Origin of the sequence: Streptomyces sp. NPDC018947 (assembly GCF_044390505.1) — a bacterium.
Taxonomy (GTDB): Bacteria; Actinomycetota; Actinomycetes; order Streptomycetales; family Streptomycetaceae; genus Streptomyces.
The window spans coordinates 268,554-289,804 of record NZ_JBIRZD010000010.1 but is presented as its reverse complement, the minus strand read 5'-3'; the positions used below and the strand labels follow the sequence as shown (position 1 = coordinate 289,804).

At 73.4% G+C, this 21,251-nt stretch carries 17 protein-coding genes; 7 read left to right on the top strand and 10 right to left on the bottom strand.

Annotated features, from left to right (window positions below; all coding sequences use genetic code 11):
- Positions 1-315: 315 nt before the first annotated feature.
- The 7 genes from ACH499_RS21005 to glgX all read right to left on the bottom strand — a co-directional run bounded on the left by ACH499_RS21005 (position 316) and on the right by glgX (position 11,664).
- Complete coding sequence (locus ACH499_RS21005; protein WP_399017486.1) at positions 316-2,076, bottom strand: ABC transporter ATP-binding protein; 1,761 nt, start codon at positions 2,074-2,076, stop codon at positions 316-318.
- Complete coding sequence (locus ACH499_RS21000; protein WP_399017484.1) at positions 2,073-3,875, bottom strand: ABC transporter ATP-binding protein; 1,803 nt, start codon at positions 3,873-3,875, stop codon at positions 2,073-2,075. Before ACH499_RS21000 ends, ACH499_RS21005 begins: the two co-directional genes overlap by 4 nt.
- Positions 3,872-5,740, bottom strand: coding sequence for an ABC transporter ATP-binding protein (locus tag ACH499_RS20995; RefSeq protein ID WP_356205645.1), 1,869 nt, complete (start codon positions 5,738-5,740; stop codon positions 3,872-3,874). Before ACH499_RS20995 ends, ACH499_RS21000 begins: the two co-directional genes overlap by 4 nt.
- Entirely contained in the window at positions 5,737-7,617 is a 1,881-nt protein-coding gene (locus ACH499_RS20990) for an ABC transporter ATP-binding protein (protein WP_399017481.1), read from the bottom strand. The genes ACH499_RS20995 and ACH499_RS20990 overlap by 4 nt, the downstream gene beginning before the upstream one ends.
- Positions 7,618-7,751: 134 nt before the next feature.
- Positions 7,752-9,164, bottom strand: a complete 1,413-nt coding sequence (locus tag ACH499_RS20985) for a sulfatase (RefSeq protein WP_399017479.1) — start codon at positions 9,162-9,164, stop codon at positions 7,752-7,754.
- A gap of 75 nt (positions 9,165-9,239) precedes the next feature.
- Positions 9,240-9,335: a putative leader peptide gene (locus ACH499_RS20980; protein ID WP_356205642.1), complete on the bottom strand. Its 96-nt coding sequence runs from the start codon at positions 9,333-9,335 to the stop codon at positions 9,240-9,242.
- A gap of 76 nt (positions 9,336-9,411) precedes the next feature.
- Complete coding sequence (gene glgX, locus ACH499_RS20975; RefSeq protein WP_399017478.1) at positions 9,412-11,664, bottom strand: glycogen debranching protein GlgX; 2,253 nt, start codon at positions 11,662-11,664, stop codon at positions 9,412-9,414.
- 162 nt (positions 11,665-11,826) lie between these two features.
- Between glgX and ACH499_RS20970 the strand changes: the two genes are divergently transcribed.
- From ACH499_RS20970 to ACH499_RS20950, 5 genes are all read left to right on the top strand, one after another.
- Entirely contained in the window at positions 11,827-13,065 is a 1,239-nt protein-coding gene (locus tag ACH499_RS20970; RefSeq protein ID WP_399017476.1) for an Ig-like domain-containing protein, read from the top strand.
- 205 nt (positions 13,066-13,270) lie between these two features.
- Entirely contained in the window at positions 13,271-14,524 is a 1,254-nt protein-coding gene (locus ACH499_RS20965; RefSeq protein WP_399017474.1) for an Ig-like domain-containing protein, read from the top strand.
- A gap of 81 nt (positions 14,525-14,605) precedes the next feature.
- Complete coding sequence (locus ACH499_RS20960) at positions 14,606-15,373, top strand: enoyl-CoA hydratase-related protein (protein ID WP_356205639.1); 768 nt, start codon at positions 14,606-14,608, stop codon at positions 15,371-15,373.
- 314 nt (positions 15,374-15,687) lie between these two features.
- A complete protein-coding gene (locus ACH499_RS20955; protein WP_356205638.1) occupies positions 15,688-16,191 on the top strand; it encodes an ATP-binding protein in 504 nt (167 codons plus the stop codon).
- A 120-nt stretch (positions 16,192-16,311) separates the two neighbouring features.
- The gene (locus ACH499_RS20950; protein WP_399017471.1) at positions 16,312-16,929 is read left to right on the top strand and encodes an ADP-ribosyltransferase; all 618 of its coding nucleotides are present in this window, start codon (positions 16,312-16,314) and stop codon (positions 16,927-16,929) included.
- Positions 16,930-16,938: 9 nt separating this feature from the next.
- On the opposite strand, the gene ACH499_RS20945 is transcribed toward ACH499_RS20950, so the two are convergent.
- The gene (locus tag ACH499_RS20945) at positions 16,939-17,577 is read right to left on the bottom strand and encodes a GNAT family N-acetyltransferase (protein WP_399017469.1); all 639 of its coding nucleotides are present in this window, start codon (positions 17,575-17,577) and stop codon (positions 16,939-16,941) included.
- A 48-nt stretch (positions 17,578-17,625) separates the two neighbouring features.
- Here ACH499_RS20945 and ACH499_RS20940 point away from each other — a divergent pair, with 48 nt between their 5' ends.
- Positions 17,626-18,537, top strand: a complete 912-nt coding sequence (locus ACH499_RS20940; protein ID WP_356205635.1) for a MerR family transcriptional regulator — start codon at positions 17,626-17,628, stop codon at positions 18,535-18,537.
- Positions 18,538-18,597: 60 nt separating this feature from the next.
- Entirely contained in the window at positions 18,598-18,810 is a 213-nt protein-coding gene (locus ACH499_RS20935; protein WP_356205634.1) for an EF-hand domain-containing protein, read from the top strand.
- 73 nt (positions 18,811-18,883) lie between these two features.
- Here the strand turns inward: ACH499_RS20935 and ACH499_RS20930 are convergent, their stop codons facing one another.
- Together ACH499_RS20930 and ACH499_RS20925 are read right to left on the bottom strand one after the other, a co-directional pair.
- Positions 18,884-19,441, bottom strand: a complete 558-nt coding sequence (locus ACH499_RS20930) for a glycoside hydrolase family 25 protein (protein WP_399017466.1) — start codon at positions 19,439-19,441, stop codon at positions 18,884-18,886.
- A 132-nt stretch (positions 19,442-19,573) separates the two neighbouring features.
- Positions 19,574-20,989, bottom strand: a complete 1,416-nt coding sequence (locus tag ACH499_RS20925; protein ID WP_399017464.1) for an MFS transporter — start codon at positions 20,987-20,989, stop codon at positions 19,574-19,576.
- Between the last annotated feature and the right edge of the window lie 262 nt (positions 20,990-21,251).

Here is a 21,251-nt window from a genome sequence, read left to right as displayed (position 1 = left end):
GCGGCCGGGGAGACCGGTCGGCGGGTGGGCCGGCCGGGCAGAACTGGGCGGAACGCAGAAACCACGTGCTAGGAGCTGGCCGCGGCACAGCACTGACCTGAAGCTGTGGGGGCGCTGTGAGCGGCCGTGGGAAGAGTGGCAGGGGATCTCGGTACTTGTCAGGACCGCGTCAGTAAGTTGGCCGGAAATCGTTCGTTGTCCGGGCGTTCATGTTCGATAAACGGACCCGTTGCCGGGGCGATGTGAAGACGCCCCCGGCCCTGGTGCGGGGCGGGTGCCGAGGGGCGCTCACGCTCCCGCGGGCCGCCCGCGCCGTCAGCCGGCCGTCGCGGACGGCGGCTCGCCGTGCCAGGAGCCCCACAGCGCCGCGTACGCCCCGCCGGCCGCCACCAGCTCGTCGTGCGTGCCGAGTTCGGTGAGCCGGCCGTCCTCCATCACGGCCACGCGGTCGGCGTCGTGCGCGGTGTGCAGGCGGTGCGCGACGGCGATGACCGTACGGCCCTCCAGCACGGCGGCGAGCGCCCGCTCCGTGTGCCGGGCCGTCGTCGGGTCCAGCAGTGCCGTCGCCTCGTCCAGGATCAGCGTGTGCGGGTCGGCCAGCACCACCCGGGCGAGGGCGAGCTGCTGGGCCCGCGGGCCGTCGGCGCGGCTGCCGTCGCCGCCCAGCTCGGTGCCGAGGCCGTCCGGCAGCTCCCGCACCCACTCCTCGGCGCCGACCGCGGCCAGCGCGGCCCACAACTCCTCGTCGGTCGCGTCCGGTCCGGCGATCAGCAGATTGTCGCGGACCGTGCCGAGGAAGACATGGTGCTCCTGGGTGACCAGCACCACCTGGCGGCGCAGCCGCTCCGGGGACAGGGCGACCACCGGCACCCCGCCCACCGTCACCGAGCCCTTGGTCGGCGCGTCGACTCCGGCCAGCAGCCGGCTCAGCGTGGACTTGCCCGCCCCGGACGGCCCGACGACCGCCAGCCGCTCGCCCGGCCGCACGCTCAGGTCCACCCCACGCAGCACCTCGCCGCCCCGGTCGTAGGAGTAGCTCACCCCGGACACGTCGATGCGGTCGTGCTCAGGGACCGCCGTGTCGTCCGCCGCGGCCCGCGGAGCCAGCGCCAGCCCCTCCACGCGCGCGAACGACGCCCCGCCGCGCTGGAGTTCCTCGAACCGCATCAGCACCTCGTCGAGCGGCACGGTCAGTTGCTGCAGGTACAGGGCGCACGCCACCACCGCCCCCAGGCTCACCGTGTCCCGCGCGTGCAGCACCCCGCCCGCCAGCAGCACACCGGCCACGGGCACGACGTACGACACCTCGATCACCGGGAAGAGCACGCTGCGCAGATACAGGGTGTGGAAGCGGGTGCGCCGCGAGACCGCCAGCGCCCGGCGGCTCGCCGCCACGCGCTCGCCGGCCAGCCGGAACGCCTCGGTCGTGCGGGCGCCCGCCACCGTGGAGGCGACGACCTCGGCGACGTCCGAGCCCGCCGCCCCCTCGGCGAGGTAGCCGTCGCGGGCCCGCCGCAGATACCAGCGCATCGCCCACCGGATGGGCATCAGCAGCACCAGCGCCACGACGCCCAGCAGAGGGGAGAGCACGAACACCGCGGCGCCGAGGAACAGCGCCTGCACGGCGTTGACCAGCAGCTCCGGGCCCGCGTCGCGCAGGGTCGTGCCGACGGTGGTCACATCGGCGGTGCCCCGCGTCGTCAGGTCCCCGGTGCCCGCCCGCTCCACCGCGGACGCCGGCAGCGCCAGAGCCCGGTCCACGAACCGCTCCCGCACCCGGGCCAGCGTCCGCTCACCGAACCGGTGCCCCACGTACCGGGCCCAGCGGGCCAGCAGGAGTTGGGCCGCCGAGCACACCAGGATGGCGAGCGCCATCCGGTCCACGGCGTCCACTCCGCCCCCGGCCCGCACCTCGTCCACGATCCGGCCCAGCAGCCACGGCCCGGCGAGCCCGGCGAGGGCCGCGAGCGCGTTCAGGCCGAGCAGCGCGGCGAACGCCCGCCGGTCGGCCCGCACCAGAGCGGCCATCGCGCGGCGCACGACGGCGGGTTCGGCGACAGGGAGCTGGTCGGTCATCGCGCGGCCTCCTCGTCCTCGGTGTCCCGCGCGACCAGGCTCCGGTAGCCCGGCTCGGCGTCGAGCAGCTCCCGGTGGCGGCCGGTCGCCGCGACCTTGCCGTCGACCAGCCAGTGCACGACGTCCGCCCGGTCGAGCACCAGCGGGGACGTGCCGGCCAGCACGGTCGTACGGCCCGCCCGCGCCGCCCGCAGCCGTTCGGCCACCGTCGCCTCGGTGTGCGCGTCCAGCGCGGAGGTCGGCTCCACGGCGAGCAGCACCTCCGGGGCGGCCAGCAGGGCCCGGGCGAGCCGGACGCGCTGGCGCTGGCCGCCGGAGAGGCTGCGGCCCTGGGCGGCGACGGGGGTGTCCAGCCCCTCGGGCAGTCCCCGGACGATGTCGTCGGCGGCGGCCGCGTGAACGGCCCGGGCGAGCCTCGCGTCGGGGTCCCGCGCGTCCGCACCCTCACGGTGACCGTCTCCCGGGTGGTGCCGGGCGGCCGGGTCCCCCGCTGCGCCGATCACCTCGCGCAGGGTGCCCGCGAACAGGTCGGCCTCCGCGTCGGCGACCAGGAGGCGTTCCCTGACCTGGGCCAGCGGCACCTCCCGCAGCGGCACGTCCCCCCAGGTCGCGTCGGAGGGGGCGTACCGGCCCAGGCGGTCGATCACGGCGGCGGCGTCGGCCGGCCGCGCCCCGGCCAGCACGGTCAGCCGCCCCGGCAGCACCCGCACCCCGGACTCCGGGTCGTACAGCACCGACGGTCCCGCCGGGGCGTCGCGCGTGCCCTCGTCCGGCTCGGGCTCCAGCCGCAGGAACGCGACCACCCGACGGGCGGCCACCACGCCCCGGCCGAGCTGGTGGCTCATCTCGATCAGGAACGCCACCGGCCAGCCCAGCGCCACCACATAGCCGTACACCGACACCAGCTCGCCGACGCTGATCTCCCCGCGGGCGGCCAGCCGGGCGCCCAGCCAGGTCACCAGGCCCAGGAACAGCATCGGCAGCCCCACACCGAGGGCCTGGATCCAGCTCGTCACCGCCCCGACCCGGTAGCCCTGCGCCCGCAGCCGCGCCGAGTCGCGGCGGAAGGCGTCCGCGACCAGGTTCTTGCCGCCGAGCCCGTTCAGCACCCGCAGGCCGCCCGCCAGGTCGCCGATCCGCGCGGTCAGCACCCCCTGCCGCTCCCGGTATTCGGCCTCCCGGCTCTGCAGCCGGCCCGTCAGCGGCCCCACCAGCACCCCGAGCGCCGGCACCCCGAGCAGGACCACCAGGGCGAGCTGCGCCGACACCGACAGCATGAGGGCGCCGACGGCCGCGTAGGCGACGACGGCCCCGACGCCCGGTCCGACCGCCGTCAGCGCCTGGCTGATCGTCTGGACGTCGCCCACACCGATGGTGACGACCTCGCCGGTCCCCACCTGCCGGCGCAGCGCCGCGCCCAGCCGGGTCGCGTGGGCGACCACCACCTTGACCGTGCGGAAGTTGGCGTCCATCCGCACCCGCGTCATCACGCGGTGCCGCAGGACGCCCAGCCACGCGTTGACGGCCCCCGCCGCCACCAGCGCCGCCGTCCAGCCGGCCAGCGCGCCCAGGTCACCGCTCTCCAGCCCGCGGTCGACGGCCCGGGCCATCAGGTACGGCGTCGCCGCCAGCAGCACCATCCAGACACTGGCCAGGACCGCCCCGGCCGCGCAGCGCCGCCACTGCATCCCGACCAGCCACCACAGATACCGCCAGCCGCCCCGGCCGTCGGGCGTGCCGGGGTCCTCGTACACGTCGACCGTGGTGCCGCCGGTCCGCCATGCCGCGATCCGGCTCACGCGAGGCTGTCCCGCCACGCCCGGTGCAGGTCCGCGAACCGCCCGGTACCGGCGATCAGTTCGGCCGGTGTTCCGTCCTCCACGATCCGGCCGTGCTCCATCACCAGCACCCGGTCGGCGATCTCCACCGTCGACAGCCGGTGCGCGATCACCACCGCCGTACGGCCCTTCAGTACCGTCGCCATGGCCCGCTGCACCGCCCGCTCCCCGGGGACGTCCAGCGAGCTGGTCGCCTCGTCCAGGATCAGCACCGCCGGATCGGCGAGCAACGCCCGTGCGAAAGCCACCAGTTGCCGCTGCCCGGCGGAGATGCGGCCGCCGCGCTTGCGGACGTCGGTGTCGTAGCCGTCGGGCAGCGCGGCGATGAAGTCGTGGGCGCCGATGGCCTTCGCGGCCCGCTCGATCTCCTCCCGCGTCGCCTCCGGACGCCCGATGGCGATGTTCTCGGCGACCGTGCCGGAGAACAGGAACGCCTCCTGCGTCACCATCACCACCCCGCGCCGCAGTTCCGGCACCGCGAGGTCGCGCAGGTCGACGCCGTCCAGCAGCACCCGTCCGCCGGAGGGGTCGTAGAACCGGGCGAGCAGCTTGGCCAGCGTCGACTTGCCCGCGCCGGTCGAGCCGACCACGGCGACCGTCTGCCCTGCCGGGATGGTCAGGCCGAAGCGGGGCAGCACCTCGCCGCCGGTGCGGTACCCGAAGCGGACCCCGTCGAAGACGACCTCCCGGCCCGGGTGCTCCGACACGGGCGGCGGCAGCTCCTTCGGCGTCGCCGGCTCCGGCACGGACGGTGTCTGGGCCAGCAGCCCGGCGATCTTCTCCAGCGAGGCCGCCGCCGACTGGTAGGAGTTCAGGAACATGCCGAGCCGGTCGATCGGGTCGTACAGCCGGCGCAGATACAGCACCGCCGCGGCCAGCACACCGAGCGCGAGCGTGCCGTCCGCGACCCGGTAGGCACCCCACAGCACGATCCCCGCGACGGCCGTGTTGGCGACCAGCCGGGAGCCGACGACGTAGCGGGCCATCTCCAGGAGCGCGTCGCCGTTGGCCCGTTCGTGGCGCCGGTTCAGCGCGGCGAAGGCGGCGTCGTTGGCGGCCTCCCGGCGGAAGGCGCGCACCGGCCGGATGCCGTTCATCGTCTCCACGAACTTCACGATCACCGCCGCGATCGCCGTGGACCGCGTCCGGTACACGCGCCCCGCGCGGCGCTGGTACATGCGGATCAATCCGTACAGCGGCACGAACGACGCCACCGCCACGGCTCCCAGGCCGAGGTCCAGCCACAGCAGCATCGCCGAGATGTAGACGAACGACAGGACGACCGTGACCAGTTCCTGGAGCCCCTCGCTGAGCAGCTCCCGCAGCGACTCCACGTCCGTGGTGGAGCGGGAGATCAGCCGCCCCGACGTGTACCGCTCGTGGAAGTCGACGCTCAGCGCCTGCGCGTGCCGGAAGATCCGGCCCCTGAGGTCCAGCAGCACGTCCTGGTTGACGCGGGCGGAGGCGGCGATGAACGCGTACTGCAGCCCGCCGGCGGCCAGCGCGCACAGCAGGTATCCGGCGCCGACCGCGAGCAGCGGACCGCGGTCGTGGTCGCGGAAGGCCGGGACGGCGCGGTCGATGGCGTACGCCACCAGCAGCGGGCCCGCCTGCACGGCCGCCTGCTGGAGCAGCAGGAGCAGGACGGCGACGACGACACGGGCCCGCAGGGGCGCGAGCAGCGAGCGCAGCAGGGCGGCGGTGGCGCCCGGCGGACTCGGCAGGACGTCGCGGTCGAAGTCGTCGCCGGTGTGCTCCGCGCCGCCGGGCCGGGGCGGGTCCTCCGCCTCGCCGGGAGCGGGCGGGGACGTCGTGGGGGCCGTCATCGCCGGTCGTCCTCCTGTTCCTGCGCGCCGGACATGAGATGGGCGTACTCGGCGTTCGTCCGCAGCAGTTCGTGATGGGTGCCGACGGCGGCGATCCGGCCCTCGGACAGCAGGGCCACGCGGTCGGCGAGCAGGACCGTGGAGGGGCGGTGCGCCACGATCAGGGCGGTGGTGTCCGCGAGGACCTGCCGCAGGGCGGCCTCCACGGCGGCCTCGGTGTGCACGTCCAGCGCGGACAGCGGGTCGTCCAGGACGAGGAACCTCGGTCCGCCGACCACCGCCCGGGCGAGCGCGAGGCGTTGGCGCTGCCCGCCGGACAGGCTCAGGCCCTGCTCGCCGACCTGGGTGTCCGTGCCCTCGGGCAGGGCGTGCGCGAAGTCGGCCTGGGCGACGGCGAGCGCCCGTCCCAGGTGCTCGGCACCGGTGCCGTCACCGGCACCCATCAGCACGTTCTCGCCGACGCTCGCGGAGAACAGCGTGGGTTCCTCGAAGGCCACGGCGACCATGGCGCGCAGCTCCTCGCGGGGCAGGGCGGCGATGTCCTCGCCGTCCAGCGTGATCCGGCCCCCGGTCACCTCGTACAGCCGGGGGACCAGCGCGGTCAGCGTCGTCTTGCCGCTTCCGGTCGCGCCGACCAGGGCCATGGACTCGCCGGGGCGGATGTGCAGGTCGACCCCGTCGAGCAGGGGCGGGGAGCCGGGGGGCGCGTCGGGGTAACGGAACCGGACGTCCTCGAACCGCAGGCCGCCGTCGCGCGGGCCGGGGTCCCCGGCCCCGGGCCGTCGTGCCGCACGGGCGGGCGCGGTGGTGGCCCGCGGCGCCCACCCGCTCGGCCCGTCCGCCGGCGCCGGGTCACCGGCGGTCACCGACGACTCGGCCTCCGCGTCCATCACCTCGAAGTACCGGTCCGTCGCCGTGGCCGCCTCCTGGCTCATCGCCAGCAGGAAGCCGATGGACTCCACCGGCCACCGCAGCGCGAGTGCCGTCGACAAGAACGCCACCAGCGTCCCCGCCGACAGCGCCCCGTCCGCCACCTGCACCGCCCCGACCACCAGCGCCGCGCCGATCGCCAGCTCCGGCAGCGTCACGATGACGGCCCAGATCGCCGCCAGCAGCCGCGCCTTGCGCAGCTCCGTCCCCCGCAGCGTGCGTGACAGCTCGTGGAAGGCGCGGGCCTGGCTGCGGTGCCGTCCGAAGCCCTTGACGATCCGGATGCCGAGCACGCTCTCCTCGACCACGGTCGTCAGATCCCCGACCTGGTCCTGCGCGCGCCGCGCCACCGCGGAGTACTTCTTCTCGAAGACCGCGCACATGATCATCACCGGCACGGCCGGGCCGAGCACGACCAGCCCCAGTGTCCAGTCCTGCACCAGCATGATGCCCACGCCGACCAGGATCGTGACCCCGTTGACCAGCAGGAACGTCAGCGGGAAGGCGAGGAACATGCGCAGCAGCATCAGGTCCGTCGTCCCGCGCGACAGCAACTGCCCCGAGGCCCACCGGTCGTGGAAGGCCACCGGCAGCCGCTGGAGGTGCCGGTACAGATCCGCCCGCATCCCCGCCTCGACGCCCGCCAGCGGCCGGGCCACCAGCCATCGCCGCAGCCCGAACAGCAGCGCCTCCGCCAGCCCGAGGAGCAGCAGGTACAGCGCGCCGAGCCACACGCCCGCCGGGTCCCGGTCGGCGACCGGCCCGTCCACCATCCACTTCAGGACGAGCGGGATCACCAGTCCCACGCAGGAGGCGATGACCGCCACGAACGCGGCGGTCCCCAACCGGGCCCGTACGGGCCGCACGTACGGCCACAGCCGCATCAGCGACCGTACGGCGGAACGCTTCTCGGCGGATTCCGGGGCGGGGGCAGGTGTGGTGGGCATCAGCAGCGACTCTACGGATCACCACTGACACTGCCCACCGAGTTTTCACGCGCGCCGGGGTCGTACGGAGGCATCGGCCGGCCGGCGGATGCGCCCGCGAGCGCGCCACCCCCGGCCGGGACCGGCCCCCGCGGTCAGGACGCCGGGTACGGCAGCAGCGTGCCGTCCACCTTCTCCCAGGCCGCCCGCAACTCGGCCAGCAGCCCGGGCCGCTCGGCGGCGAGGTCGGCCTGTTCGCGGGCGTCGGCGGCGAGGTCGTACAGGTGGTCCCTGCCGCTCGCGTCCCGGTAGTACTTCCAGTCGCCGCGCCGCAGCGCCCGGTTGCCCCGCACCCGCCAGAACAGGTCGCGTTCGGGCGCCTTCTCGCCGCGCAGCAGATGGCCGGCGAAGCTGCGCCCGTCGAGCGGGTACGCCGGGTCGGGCCGGGCGCCGCCCAGCTCCAGCAGGGTGGCCGTCCAGTCGGGGGAGTAGACGGGGACGTGGCTGACCTGACGGGCGTCGACGCCGGCCGGCCAGCGCAGGATCGTCGGCACCCGGATGCCGCCTTCCAGCAGCCCGCCCTTGCCGCCGCTGAGCGGCCACTGGTACGAGAAGCGCTCGCCGCCGTTGTCGCTGGCGAAGACGACGACGGTGTTCTCCTCCTGGCCGGAGCGGCGCAGCGCGGCGAGCACCGTGCCGACGGAGGCGTCCAGGTCCTCGACCATCCGCCGGTACTTCTCCACCGAGCCGCCGTCGCCGTGCAGCAGGGCGCGCACCCCGCCCCCGGCCCGGACCTTCGCGGCGATCTCGGCGCCCGTCGCGGCGTCGTCCTCGGTCAGCCACGGCCAGTGCGGGGTGGTGAAGTTGAGGTTGAGCAGCCAGGGCCGGTCGTGGTCGCGGGAGACGTACTCGACGGCCCGCTCGGTCAGGACCGTGGTGTAGTAGCGCAGGTCCTGGTACTCGGCGTCGCCCTCGTAGAGGTCGTACTCGCCGAGCTGGCCGAGCTTCGAGAAGTACTCCAGGGCGCCGCCGAAGTTGCCGAAGAACTCGTCCCAGCCGGACCTGGTGGGGCTGTAGTCGGGCAGGAAGCCGCAGTGCCACTTGCCGATCAGGGCGGTGGCGTAGCCGGCCTTCTTCAGCAGCGAGGCCAGCGTGGGGTGGTTCGGGTCCAGGCCCTGGGTGCGGTTGCCGATGGGCTCGGCGAGCCCGCCGCGGGTCCGGCCGGGGAAGCGGCCCGTGTAGAGGCTGAAGCGGGTCGGGGAGCAGGTCGCCGAGCCGGAGTAGGCGTTCGTGAACCGCACGCCCTGCGCGGCGAGCCGGTCCAGGTGCGGCGTGCGGATGTGCGGGGCGCCGTACGACGACAGGTCGGCCCAGCCGAGGTCGTCGCCGAGGACGAACAGGATGTTGGGGCGTCTGCGGGGCCGGGCGGAGGCGGGCCGGGAGCGGAACGGGCGCTCGGCGGGAGGGGCCGCGGGAGCGGCGGACGCGGGGGCGGGGGAACCGGCGACGGCCGTGACGGCGCCGCCGCCGACCAGGCCGCCGAAGACACGACGGGATATCTCGGGCATGGGTGATCCAAGGGGGAGAAGAAGGAGGAGAAAGAGGGGGAGACGAAGGCGGAGACGGACGTGCGAGGGCGCGGGTCAGCGACAGACGGCGCTGGACTGGCGGCACAGGTCGACGTGGCGGCGCCGCACGAGCGCGGCGCACACGCACCGGCGGGCGGCGATGGGCCTCATGACCCGGGACGCTGCCAGCCGGGCCGGCCGGGGGTCAAGAAGATCGCCGCCGGCTTCACGCAGCCGCAACGAGGCGTCAGCCGGTCACCTTCAGCAGCAGTACCGTGCGGCCCTCCACGGTGATCTCCGTCCCCGCCGGGCAGGTCCCGCCCGGCGCCTCGGCCTGCTCCTCACGGCCGGTGTCCACCACCACCTCGTACCGCTCGGCCCACGGGGGCCCGGGCAGGGCGAACCGCACCGGGCGCTCCCCGGCGTGCAGGACGGCGAGGAAGCTGTCGTCGGTGATCGGCGCGCCGTGCTCGTCCCGCCCCGGGATGTCCCGCCCGGACAGATACATGCCGAGGGTGGCGGCGGGCGCGTACCAGTCTCCCTCCGTCATCTCCGTGCCCCGCGCGGTGAACCACGCGAGGTCGCGCAGGCCGTCCGCGGAGTGCGCCCGCCCGGAGAAGAACGCCCGGCGGCGCAGCACCGGATGCCGGTGGCGCAGCGCGATCAGCCGGGAGGTCAGCGCGAACAGCGGGCGCCAGTCGGGGTCGTCCAGCAGGCTCCAGTCCACCCAGCCCAGCTCGTTGTCCTGGCAGTAGGCGTTGTTGTTGCCGCGCTGGGTGCGGCCCATCTCGTCGCCCGCCACCAACATCGGCACCCCGGTCGACAGCAGCAGCGTGGTCAGCAGGTTGCGGAGCTGGCGCCGCCGCAGCGCCTGTACCCCGGCGTCGTCCGTCTCGCCCTCCGCACCGCAGTTCCAGGACCGGTTGTCGTTCGAACCGTCCCGGTTCCCCTCCCCGTTGGCCTCGTTGTGCTTGCGCTCGTACGACACCAGGTCCCGCAGCGTGAAACCGTCGTGCGCGGTGACGAAGTTGACCGACGCGTACGGCCGCCGCCCGCCCCACGCGTACAGGTCGCTGGAGCCGGACAGCCGGTAGCCCATCTCCCGCACGTCCGGCAGCGCGTGCCGCCAGAAGTCCCGCACGGCACCCCGGTAGCGGTCGTTCCACTCCGTCCACAGCGGGGGGAAGGCGCCGACCTGGTAGCCGCCCGAGCCGACGTCCCACGGCTCGGCGATCAGCTTCACCCGCCGCAGCACCGGGTCCTGCGCGATCACCGCGAGGAACGGGGAGAGCATGTCGACGTCGTGCATGGAACGGGCCAGTGCCGCCGCGAGGTCGAAGCGGAAGCCGTCCACCCCCATCTCCGTCACCCAGTACCGCAGCGAGTCGGTGATCAGCCGCAGCACCTGCGGCTGCACGACGTGCAGGGTGTTGCCGCAGCCCGTGTAGTCGGCGTAGCGGCGCGCGTCCGGCTGGAGGCGGTAGTAGCCGCGGTTGTCGATGCCCTTGAGGGAGAGCGTCGGGCCCAGCTCGCCCGCCTCCGCGGTGTGGTTGTAGACCACGTCGAGGATGACCTCGATGCCCGCCGCGTGCAGGGCGCGCACCATCCGCTTGAACTCGCCGACCTGTTCGCCGGTGGTGCCGGACGCCGCGTAGGCCGCGTGGGGGGCGAAGTAGCCGACCGAGTTGTAGCCCCAGTAGTTCCTGAGGCCGCGGTCGAGCAGGTGGCTCTCGTGCGCGAACTGGTGCACGGGCAGCAGCTCCACCGCCGTCACCCCCAGCCGCGTCAGGTGCCCGACCGCCGCCGGATGGGCGAGGCCCGCGTACGTGCCGCGCAGCTCGGGCGGGACGTCCGGGTGCAGCCGGGTGAAACCGCGCACGTGCAGCTCGTAGATGACGGAGTCCGCCCACGGCGTCTTGGGCCGCCGGTCGTCCGACCAGTCGTCGTCGTCGTGCACGACCACGCCCTTGGGGACGTACGGCGCCGAGTCCCGGTCGTCGCGCACCGTGTCGGCCACATGCTGTTCCGGCCAGTCCCGCACGTGCCCGTACACCTCGGGCGGCAGCACGAAGTCGCCGTCGACCGCCCGGGCGTACGGGTCGAGCAGCAGCTTCGCCGGGTTCCAGCGGGCGCCGGTCCAGGGGTCCCAGCGGCCGTGCACCCGGTAGCCGTAACGCTGCCCGGGCAGCACGCCCGGCACGAAGCCGTGCCAGATCTCGTGCGTCAGCTCGGTCAGCCGCACCCGCTTCTCCCCGCCGTGTTCGTCGAACAGGCACAGGTCCACGCCCTCCGCCCCGCCCGCCCACAGCGCGAAGTTGGTCCCCGCCACCCCGTCCGGCCCCCTGCGGAACCGGGCCCCGAGCGGCACGGGCGTGCCCGGCCGGGCCGGCACGGCGGGCGGCGGCGCGGCACGGCGCGCGCCGGTCACCACGACGGCCGGCCGCCCGTCCTCGGCGGCCCGCTCACCGGGCACCGCCTCCTGCTCGGCTGCGCTGGACACCTGTCAGCCTCCCGCGGCTCGTGGAACGACGTGGCAAGGACGGGAGAAGGGCGCACGGCGTCCCGACCGCGGCTCCCCGTCGCGTCGTCCTCCCCAGTGTTCTGCCCACCGGGTGGCTCGCACTCACGTTTCCCCAGGGCCGGCCGGTCGTTACGGGTGGATGTGAGGCACGTACAAGGGCGCGCACGGCGCGCGGGGGCCGCGCTGGCCGCCGTCATGACATGGGCAGGACTGCTGGTCGGAGCCGCCGGCTGCACTTCGGGCAGCGGCGGCACCGGCTCCGGCATCGGGGAGGCGCTGGGCAAACCGCCCGCACCCGAGGACGTCATCCGCGTCACCCCCGACGACGCGAGCAAGGGTGTCCGGCCGCAGACCCGGCTGTCGGTGCGGGTACCCGACGGGCGGCTGGAGACGGTGAAGGTCGTCAGGTCCCAGGACGCGCAGGAGACCCCGGTGCCCGGCCGGATCTCCGGCGACGGCAGCACCTGGAAACCCGACGAGGACCGGCTCGCGCTCGCCGCCAAGTACACCGTCGACGTCGTCGCCGTCGACGGCCGCGGGCGGCGCAACGCCCGGCACACCACCTTCACCACCTACGTCCCCGAGGAACGCTTCATCGGGTACGTCGCCCCCGAGAACCGCTCGGTCGTCGGCACCGGCATGATCGTCTCCCTGGAGTTCAACCGGGAGATCACCGACCGCGCCGCCGTGGAGCGCGCCGTCTCCGTGACCGCGAAGCCCGCGACCGAGATCCGCCCGCACTGGTTCGGCAAGGACCGTCTCGACTTCCGCCCCGAGCACTACTGGAAGCCCGGCACCCGGGTCACCGTCGACCTCGCGCTGCGGGACGTGGAGGGCGCGCCCGGGGTCTACGGGCTCCAGCGCAAGACCGTCACCTTCACGGTCGGCCGCAGCCAGGTCTCCCTCGTCGACGCGGCCGAACGGACCATGCAGGTGCGCAGGGACGGCGTCCTGCTGGCCACCGTGCCGATCACGGCGGGGGCGCCGAAGACGCCCACCTACAACGGCAAGATGGTGATCACCGAGATGCTCGACGTGACCCGCATGAACAGCCGCACGGTCGGCTTCGGCGGGGAGTACGACATCCCGGACGTCCCGCACGCCATCCGCCTGACCAGCTCCGGCACCTTCCTGCACGGCAACTACTGGACGGCCGGCCGAACCTTCGGCCGCGCCAACGTCAGCCACGGCTGCGTCGGTCTGCGCGACGTCAAGGGCGGCGGCTCCGAGACCCCCGCGGGCTGGTTCTTCGACCGCAGCCTGATCGGCGACGTGGTGGAGGTGGTCCGCAGCAAGGACAAGAAGGTCGCCCCCGACAACGGCCTCGGCGGCTGGAACATGGGCTGGGACGCCTGGAAGGCGGGCAGCGCGGTGAAGTGACCCGCCCAGGGTCCCCCGGCCGCCGCGGCTCTCCGGGCCCCGTACGGATCACGGCTCCCGCGGACCCCTTCGTTCCGCCAACTCGGTACGGAACGGTGACAATTCCCCTGGCCGCAACCTCCCTGGCCTGCGGTTACGATGCGCCGGAGCGCGCGCGGGCGCGCTGGGGCGCGGGTCCTGCGAGGCCCGGCGAGGGGAGACAAAGGTGAACGTGCGTCCGATATCGGGGACGTCGTCGGCCGGCATCCGGGGGCGGAGAGGCAGGGGGACCCGCAAGGGGCTGTCGGCGCTGGTGCTCGGAGTACTGCTCACGGTCGGCGCGTGCGGCGGGGGCGGAGCGGGCGCCGGCGCCGGGGACGGCAAGGCCGGCAAGGACTCCACCGCGGCGCAGGGCGGGCAGTCCGAGGCGGTCGTCACCATCGCGCCGGCCGACGGTGCCGAGGCCGTCGACACCAGCGGCGTCCTCGAAGTGGGCGCCGCGAAGGGCAAGCTGACCGAGGTCGTCGTCAAGGACCCCGAGGGCGGGAAGGTCGACGGCGAGATATCCGGGGACGGCGCCACCTGGACGCCGTCCACCCACCTGGCCGCCTCCACGACGTACACCGTCCACGCGGTCGCCAAGGACTCCGAGGGCCGCACGGCGACCGAGGAGTCCCGCTTCACCACCCTGACGCCGAAGAACACCTTCACCGGCACCTTCACCCCCGAGGACGGGTCGAAGGTCGGCGTCGGAATGCCGTTCTCGATCCGCTTCACCCGGGGCATCACCCACCCCGAGGACGTCGAGAAGGCCATCCGCGTCACGACCGAGCCGGCCGTCGAGGTCGAGGGCCACTGGTTCGGCAACGACCGCCTGGACTTCCGCCCGGAGAACTACTGGAAGGCCGGCACCAAGGTCACCGTCGACCTCGCGCTCGACGGCGTCGAGGGCCGCGAGGGCGTCTACGGCAAGCAGTCCAGGACCGTCTCCTTCACCATCGGCCGCAAGCAGGTCTCCGTCGTGGACGCCAAGAAGCTCACGATGGAGGTCTCGCGGGACGACAGGGTCCTCAAGACCATCCCCGTCACCACCGGAGCACCGGGCTACGAGACCTGGAACGGCCAGATGGTCATCACCGAGAAGCTCTCCGTGACCCGTATGAACGGCGACACGGTCGGCTACGGCGGCGAGTACGACATCAAGGACGTCCCGCACGCCATGCGCCTGTCCACCTCCGGCACCTTCATCCACGGCAACTACTGGGGCGGCGACGCCTTCGGCAACCGCAACGCCAGCCACGGCTGCGTGGGCCTGCGCGACGTCCAGGGCGGCTGGGACGAGAAGGCGCCGGGCGCCTGGTTCTTCGACAACTCCCTCATCGGCGACGTGGTCGTCGTCAAGAACTCGAACGACGCGACCATCGCCCCCGACAACGGTCTCAACGGCTGGAACATGTCCTGGGACGAGTGGAAGGCCTGACCGGTCCCGCGTGACGCGCACGGCCCCGGTGTGAGGTACCGCACCGGGGCCGACCGCGTTAATCGCCGTTAACCTGCTGCCATGACCGTACATCTCGAAGTCGCGGACGGCGTCGGCACGCTGCGCCTGGACCGCCCGCCCATGAACGCGCTGGACGTCGCCACGCAGGACCGGCTGAAGGAGCTCGCCGAGGAGGCCACGCGCCGCGAGGACGTGCGCGCCGTGGTGATCTACGGCGGCGAGAAGGTGTTCGCGGCGGGCGCGGACATCAAGGAGATGCAGGTGATGGACCACGCGGCGATGGTCCTGCGCGCCCGCGGCCTCCAGGACGCCTTCACGGCGGTCGCCCGCATCCCCAAGCCGGTCGTCGCCGCGGTGACCGGCTACGCCCTCGGCGGCGGCTGCGAACTCGCCCTCTGCGCCGACATCCGCATCGCCGCGGACAACGCCAAGCTCGGCCAGCCCGAGATCCTGCTCGGCCTGATCCCGGGCGCCGGCGGCACCCAGCGCCTGTCCCGGCTGGTCGGCCCCTCCAAGGCCAAGGACCTCATCTTCACCGGCCGCCAGGTCAAGGCCGACGAGGCGCTGACCATCGGCCTGGTGGACCGCGTGGTCCCCGCCGCCGAGGTCTACGAGCAGGCGCACGCCTGGGCCGCCCGCCTCGCCAAGGGCCCCGCGATCGCCCTGCGCGCGGCGAAGGAGGCGATCGACACCGGACTGGAGACGGACATCGAGACCGGTCTCGCCGTCGAACGGAACTGGTTCGCGGGCCTGTTCGCCACCGAGGACCGCGAACGCGGGATGCGCAGCTTCGTGGAGGACGGCCCCGGAAAGGCGAAGTTCGTCTGACGCGGGCCCGCCGGCCTCCGGGTACCTCGGGGAGCCCCCCGAAGTGCCCGTGAGGCCGCGCAATTGACCCGGTGACTGATTCGGGCCCCTCGGCGGGGCGGTGTGTGGCAGCCTTGACGCACCATTGAGCGCGCCTTGTCGAGGGAGTCCGCCGAGTGTCTTCGGCCGAGCCGTCCGCGCAGGTCAGTCACGCTGTTTGCGGTCCTGAACTGCCCCCGGCACATGCCACACGCCCCCTGTCGGGCGTCGGCTTTGCGCGGGCGTATTCCCCGGGAACGGCCCCCGGCCCCGCGCCGGACGGCCATGATGGGGGCATGGCGGGGCTGGAGGGTACGGAACGGCCGCGAGAGGCCGGACGGGCGACCGCGGCACGCTGGTCACCGGCGGTCGAGGACGAACACGCGCTCAGGGCTCTGGAGTTGTACGGAAATCCGACGGAGCGCGAGATCGCGCTGCCGTCCCGGCCCGAGTCCGCCGCCACCGCCCGCCGCCTCGCCCAGGTCGTCGTCCTGCGCCAGTGGCAGCTCTCGCCCAAGGTCACCGAGGACACCGTCCTGCTCGTCTCCGAACTGGTGGGCAACGCCGTACGCCACACCGGCGCCCGCGTCTTCGGTCTCCACATGCGCCGGCGCCCCGGCAGGATCCGCGTCGAGGTCCGCGACCCGTCCCGCGGCCTGCCCTGCCTGATGCCGGTGCAGGAGACGGACATCAGCGGACGCGGACTCTTCCTGGTCGACAAGCTGTCCGACCGGTGGGGGGTGGACCTGCTGCCGGTCGGCAAGACCACCTGGTTCGAGATGCGCGTGGCCGACCGCTGACCCCGCCCGCCGCCCAGGGCCCGAGCGGCATCTTCCCCCGTCGGCACGGGGGTTGGGTCAACACGCCACCATCGGGTGACGATCCGCGGTCCGCCGACGGGCAGCCGGGATCGTACGCGCATGATCAGCACTCGTCCGCGGCGCCGCGCCGCCGCCGCCGTCCTGTCCCTCTCCGCGGTCCTCGCCACCTCCGCCGCCACCGTCCCGGGCGCGGCGGCCCCGGCCCCGGCGGCGGCGCCCGCGAAGGCCGCCCCGGCCTGCCCCCGGTTCGACGACAAGCTCGAGGCCGCCGCCGACCCGGGCGTCGACATCGACCGCATCACACCCGAGCCGGTCTGGCGCACCACCTGCGGCACCCTCTACCGCAGCGACAGCCGGGGCCCGCAGATCGTCTTCGAGGAGGGCTTCCACGCCAAGGACGTCCGCGACGGCCAGTACGACGTCGAGAAGTACGTGCTGGTCAACCAGCCCTCGCCGTACGTGTCGACGACCTACGACCACGACCTCTACAAGACCTGGTACAAGTCGGGCTACAACTACTACATCGACGCCCCCGGCGGCATCGACGTCAACAAGACCATCGGCGACACCCACAAGTGGGCCGACCAGGTCGAGGTCGCCTTCCCCGGCGGCATCCAGCGGCAGTACATCATCGGCGTCTGCCCCGTCGACAGGCAGACCAAGACCGAGATCATGAGCGACTGCGAGAGCAACCCGCACTACAAGCCCTGGCACTGACACCGTCCCTCAAGGCCGGACGAGCAACGCCTCCGACCCCACCGGCCGGTAACCCGCCGCCTGGAACGCCCGCAGACTGCGGGCGTTCCCCGCCGACACCTGGGCCCACACGGTCTCACCCCCGGCGAGCTGCCGCGCCGCCGTCACCAGCCGCCGGCCCAGCCCCCGGTGCCGCGCCCCCTCGGACACCTCCACCGCGGCCTCCAGCCGCCCGGCGACGCCGCGGCCCAGCACCAGCACCCCGCCGTCCGCCGTCCACACCCGCACGTCGTCGCGCCGCCGGAGGGCGGCCGCCACCCGCGGATGCCCCGGATCGGCGACCTCCGTCAGCGCGAGCGACGGACGCCCGGCGAGCGGCGCGCCGGTCAGCAAGACGTCGATCGTGTCGGTCGTCCGCCCCGTCCGCTCCATGAGGGCCACGAGGAACCGCGCGTTCATCGTCGCGGCCAGCGCGTCGCACCCGAGGGCGCCCAGCGTCTCGCGCACCCACCCCTCGTCCTCGTCGGTGAAGACGACCGAGTGCGCCGTGAACGCGACGACCCCCGCGTCCCGCGGCCCCGGCTGCGCGACGACGGTGACCCCGCCGTCCGCCGGCGGGAAGACCCCCCGCGCCGCCGCCTCCAGAATGTCCCGCAGTTCCTCCGCCACTCCGCGCTCCTTGAGTCTCCACCCGCTGGAAGGCCCAGACTCACACACATGAACGACGGCACCGGTCTGATGACCATCGGCGAACTGGCGCGGACCACCGGCCTGACCGTGCGCACCATCCGCTACTGGTCCGACGAGGGCGCCCTGCCCCCGGTCACCCGCTCCACGGGCGGCTACCGGCTGTACGACGCCGCGTCCGTCGCCCGCCTGGAGCTGATCCGCACCCTGCGCGAGCTGGGCCTCGGCCTCGACGACGTACGCCGGATCCTGTCCGGCGAGGCGACCCTCGCGCGGATCGCGGCGGCGCACGTGAGCGCGCTGGACGCGCGGATCGGCTCGCTGAAGGTGACCCGTGCGGTGCTGTCCACCGTGGCACGACGCGGCTCGACCGCCGAGGAGATGACCCTGATGAACCGACTGGCGCGGCTGTCCGCCGCGGAACGACAGCGCATCCTGCGGGAGTTCGTGGACGAGATGTTCCACGGACTGGACCTCGCCGACCCCGACATCCGTGAGCGCATGCGCACCCTCGCGGCCGGCCTGCCGGACGATCCGACCCCCGAACAGGTCGACGCCTGGGTGGAACTGGCCGAAATGGTCCAGGACCCCGCCTTCCGGGTCCATATGCGCCAGGTGGCCGAGTTCAACGCGGCGGGCCGGGACGACGGGGTGGCCGAGGGGGCGGCCATGTGGTTCGCCAAGCGGCTCGTGGAGCTAGCCCGGCAGGCCCGGGAGCGCGGCATCGACCCCGCGTCGCCGGAGGCCGAGCCCGTCCTGCGGGAGCTGCTGGGCGACGGCGACCGGGAGGCCGTCCTCGAACGGCTGCGCGCCTCCTTCGGCGACCGGGTCGCCCGCTACCGCGAGTTGCTGGCCACAGTGCGGGGGACGGGACCGCTGCCGGCGCACCGCGAGGAGTTCGCATGGGTGGTCGCCGCACTGGAGGCGCGCGGGGGCAGCTAATCTGACCTGCGTCAGTGGTGTGCGACAGCACGACCGGAGCACGGAATGAGGGGCGGATCGGTGGCGGACATCGAGGAAGCGCGCAAGCAGTTCGAGCGGATCGATACGGACGGTGACGGTCTCATCACCGCTGCCGAGTTCAAGACCGCGCTGGCCCAGGGCGGTGACTGGAACGTCACCGAGTCGGTGGCGGAGGCGATCATCGCCGGCCGCGACCTCAACGGCGACAAGATGCTGTCGTTCGACGAGTTCTGGGCCCACCTGAACAAGTGACGAGCCCCTGAAGGGGCGCCCGCCCGATCACCCGGCGGGCGCCCCTTCGTCATGCCTCGGGCCGGAGGGGCGTTCACGCCTGCCGGGCCCACTCCTTCAGCGCGGACTCGCTGTCGAACGCCGCGACGTTCTTGTCCAGCGGGTCGTCGGTGTACTGGTGGAAGCGCCACTTAGCCTTGATGCGCGGCTTGCCCGCCGTGACGTAGTCGGCGATCCAGAGGCCGTCGCCGGCGTACGAGGTGGTGTCGACGTTCAGCCAGAAGTGCCGGTTGCAGTACAGGACGACCCTGTTGTCCGGCCGTAGTTCCTTCAGCTTCCGGATGAAGCGGTCCTTCTCCGAGTTGCTCGCGTGGGTGCCCGCGCCGGTCGCCTCCCAGTCGACGGCGAGGATGTCACCCTTCCTCTCCGGGGACCTGGACAGGAAGTGCTCGGCCTGGCCGGTGAGATGGCCCGGCCACAGGAAGTGGTAGAAGCCGACGACCAGCCCGGCCTCGCGCGCCCGCTTCGTCTGGGCGGCGAGTTTCGGGCTGACGTACGAACGCCCCTCCGTCGCCTTGATGAAGACGAAGGAGAGGCCGTCCGTGTCGTAGGTGGAGGACTGATAGGCGCTCACGTCGATGCCGCGCAGCATGCGGACTCCCTCGGATGCCGGTGGGGGCGGAAGTTCTCCGGGGGCGGAGGCTGTTGTTATGCCCGGGCATCCGACCCCGTACGCCGGGCGCGTGGGCGCTCGGCGTACGGCGGTGGTGAGCGCCGGTCGGATTCAGGAGGCGGAGGAGGCGGCCGGGGCGCGCGTGTCCTCGCCGTCCGCGGCGGGGGCCTCGCCCTCGTCCAGGGAGACGTCCTTGGTCTCCTTGCCGAGCAGCAGTGCGACGAGCGTCAGCACCGCCATGGCGGAGAGGTAGACGCCGACCAGCCACGGCGAGCCGTCACCGGCCTCCCACAGCGCCACCGCGATGAACGGTGCGACGGCCGCGCCGAGGATCGAGCTGACGTTGTACGAGATGCCGGAGCCGGTGTAGCGCACGCTCGTCGGGAACAGCTCGGGCAGCAGCGCGCCCATCGGCCCGAAGGTCATGCCCATCAGCGTGAAGCCGAGCACCAGCCACAGCACCACGCCGAGCGTGCCCAGGCCGATCAGCGGCGCCCAGACCAGGCCGAAGACCACGATCGCGGCGGTGATCCACACGAGGGTCGTGCGGCGCCCGTACTTGTCGGCGAGCGGGCCGGAGACCAGGGTGAACACCGCGAAGAACAGCACCCCGAAGATCATCATCAGGACGAACGTGGTGTAGCTGTACCCGAGACCCGGCACGGCGGCGTCCTCGGCGGTACGGCCGTAGCTCAGCGAGAACGTGGTCATCAGGTAGAAGAGCACGTACGTCGCGAGCATGATGAACGTGCCCAGGACGAGTTGCCTCCAGTGGCCGCGCACCACGGTGGCCAGCGGCAGCTTGCGCACCTTGCCCGCCTCGCGGGTCCTGGCGAACACGGCCGACTCCACCAGGCGCGAGCGCACCCACAGACCGATGGCGACCATCACGGCGGAGAACAGGAAGGGGATGCGCCAGCCCCAGCTCGTGAAGGCCTCGGAGGGCTGGGTGGGGTCGGCGCCGGCCGCGGAGGGCAGCAGCGCGCCGATGATCAGGAACAGGCCGTTGCCGATGATGAAGCCGAGCGGGGCGCCGAGCTGGGGGAAGGTGCCGTACAGGGCGCGCTTGCCGCGGGGGGCGTTCTCCGTGGCTACCAGGGCGGCACCGCTCCACTCGCCGCCGAGCGCGAAGCCCTGCGCGAGCCGCATCAGCACGAGCAGCGCGGTGGCGACCCAGCCGGCCTGCGCGTAGGTGGGCAGTACGCCGATGAGGAAGGTGGCGATGCCCATGGTCAGCAGCGAGACCACCAGCGTCTTCTTGCGGCCGAGCCGGTCGCCGAGGTGTCCGAAGAAGACGGCGCCGATCGGGCGGGCGACCATCGCGGCGCCGAACACCGCGAAGGACGACAGCAGGGCCGTGGTCGGGTCGCTGCTCGGGAAGAACAGCGCGGGGAAGACCAGTACGGCGGCGGTCGCGTAGATGTAGAAGTCGTAGAACTCGATCGTCGTCCCGATGAGACTGGCGATGAGTACCCGGGACCGCGGGTTGACGGGTGCCTGGGCTGAACCGGTGGCTGGTGCGGGCATGGCTCGGTCTTTCATCGTGCGACATGTGTGTGCCCTGCAACGATCTCAGGTGTCTTGTCACTCGGAAAGCCGATGCCACGATGTGAGACGCGACGAGGTGGGACGCCCGTGGTGGGGGGCCCCCCCCCCGGGGGCCCCCCCCCCCCCCGGGGGGGGGGGGGGGGGGCCCCCCCCCGGGGGGGGGGGGGGGGGCGCCCCCCCCCGGGCCCGGGTGGGCGAAGGGGGGGCGTCAGCCGGTACGGCGCAGGGCCTCCGAGAGACG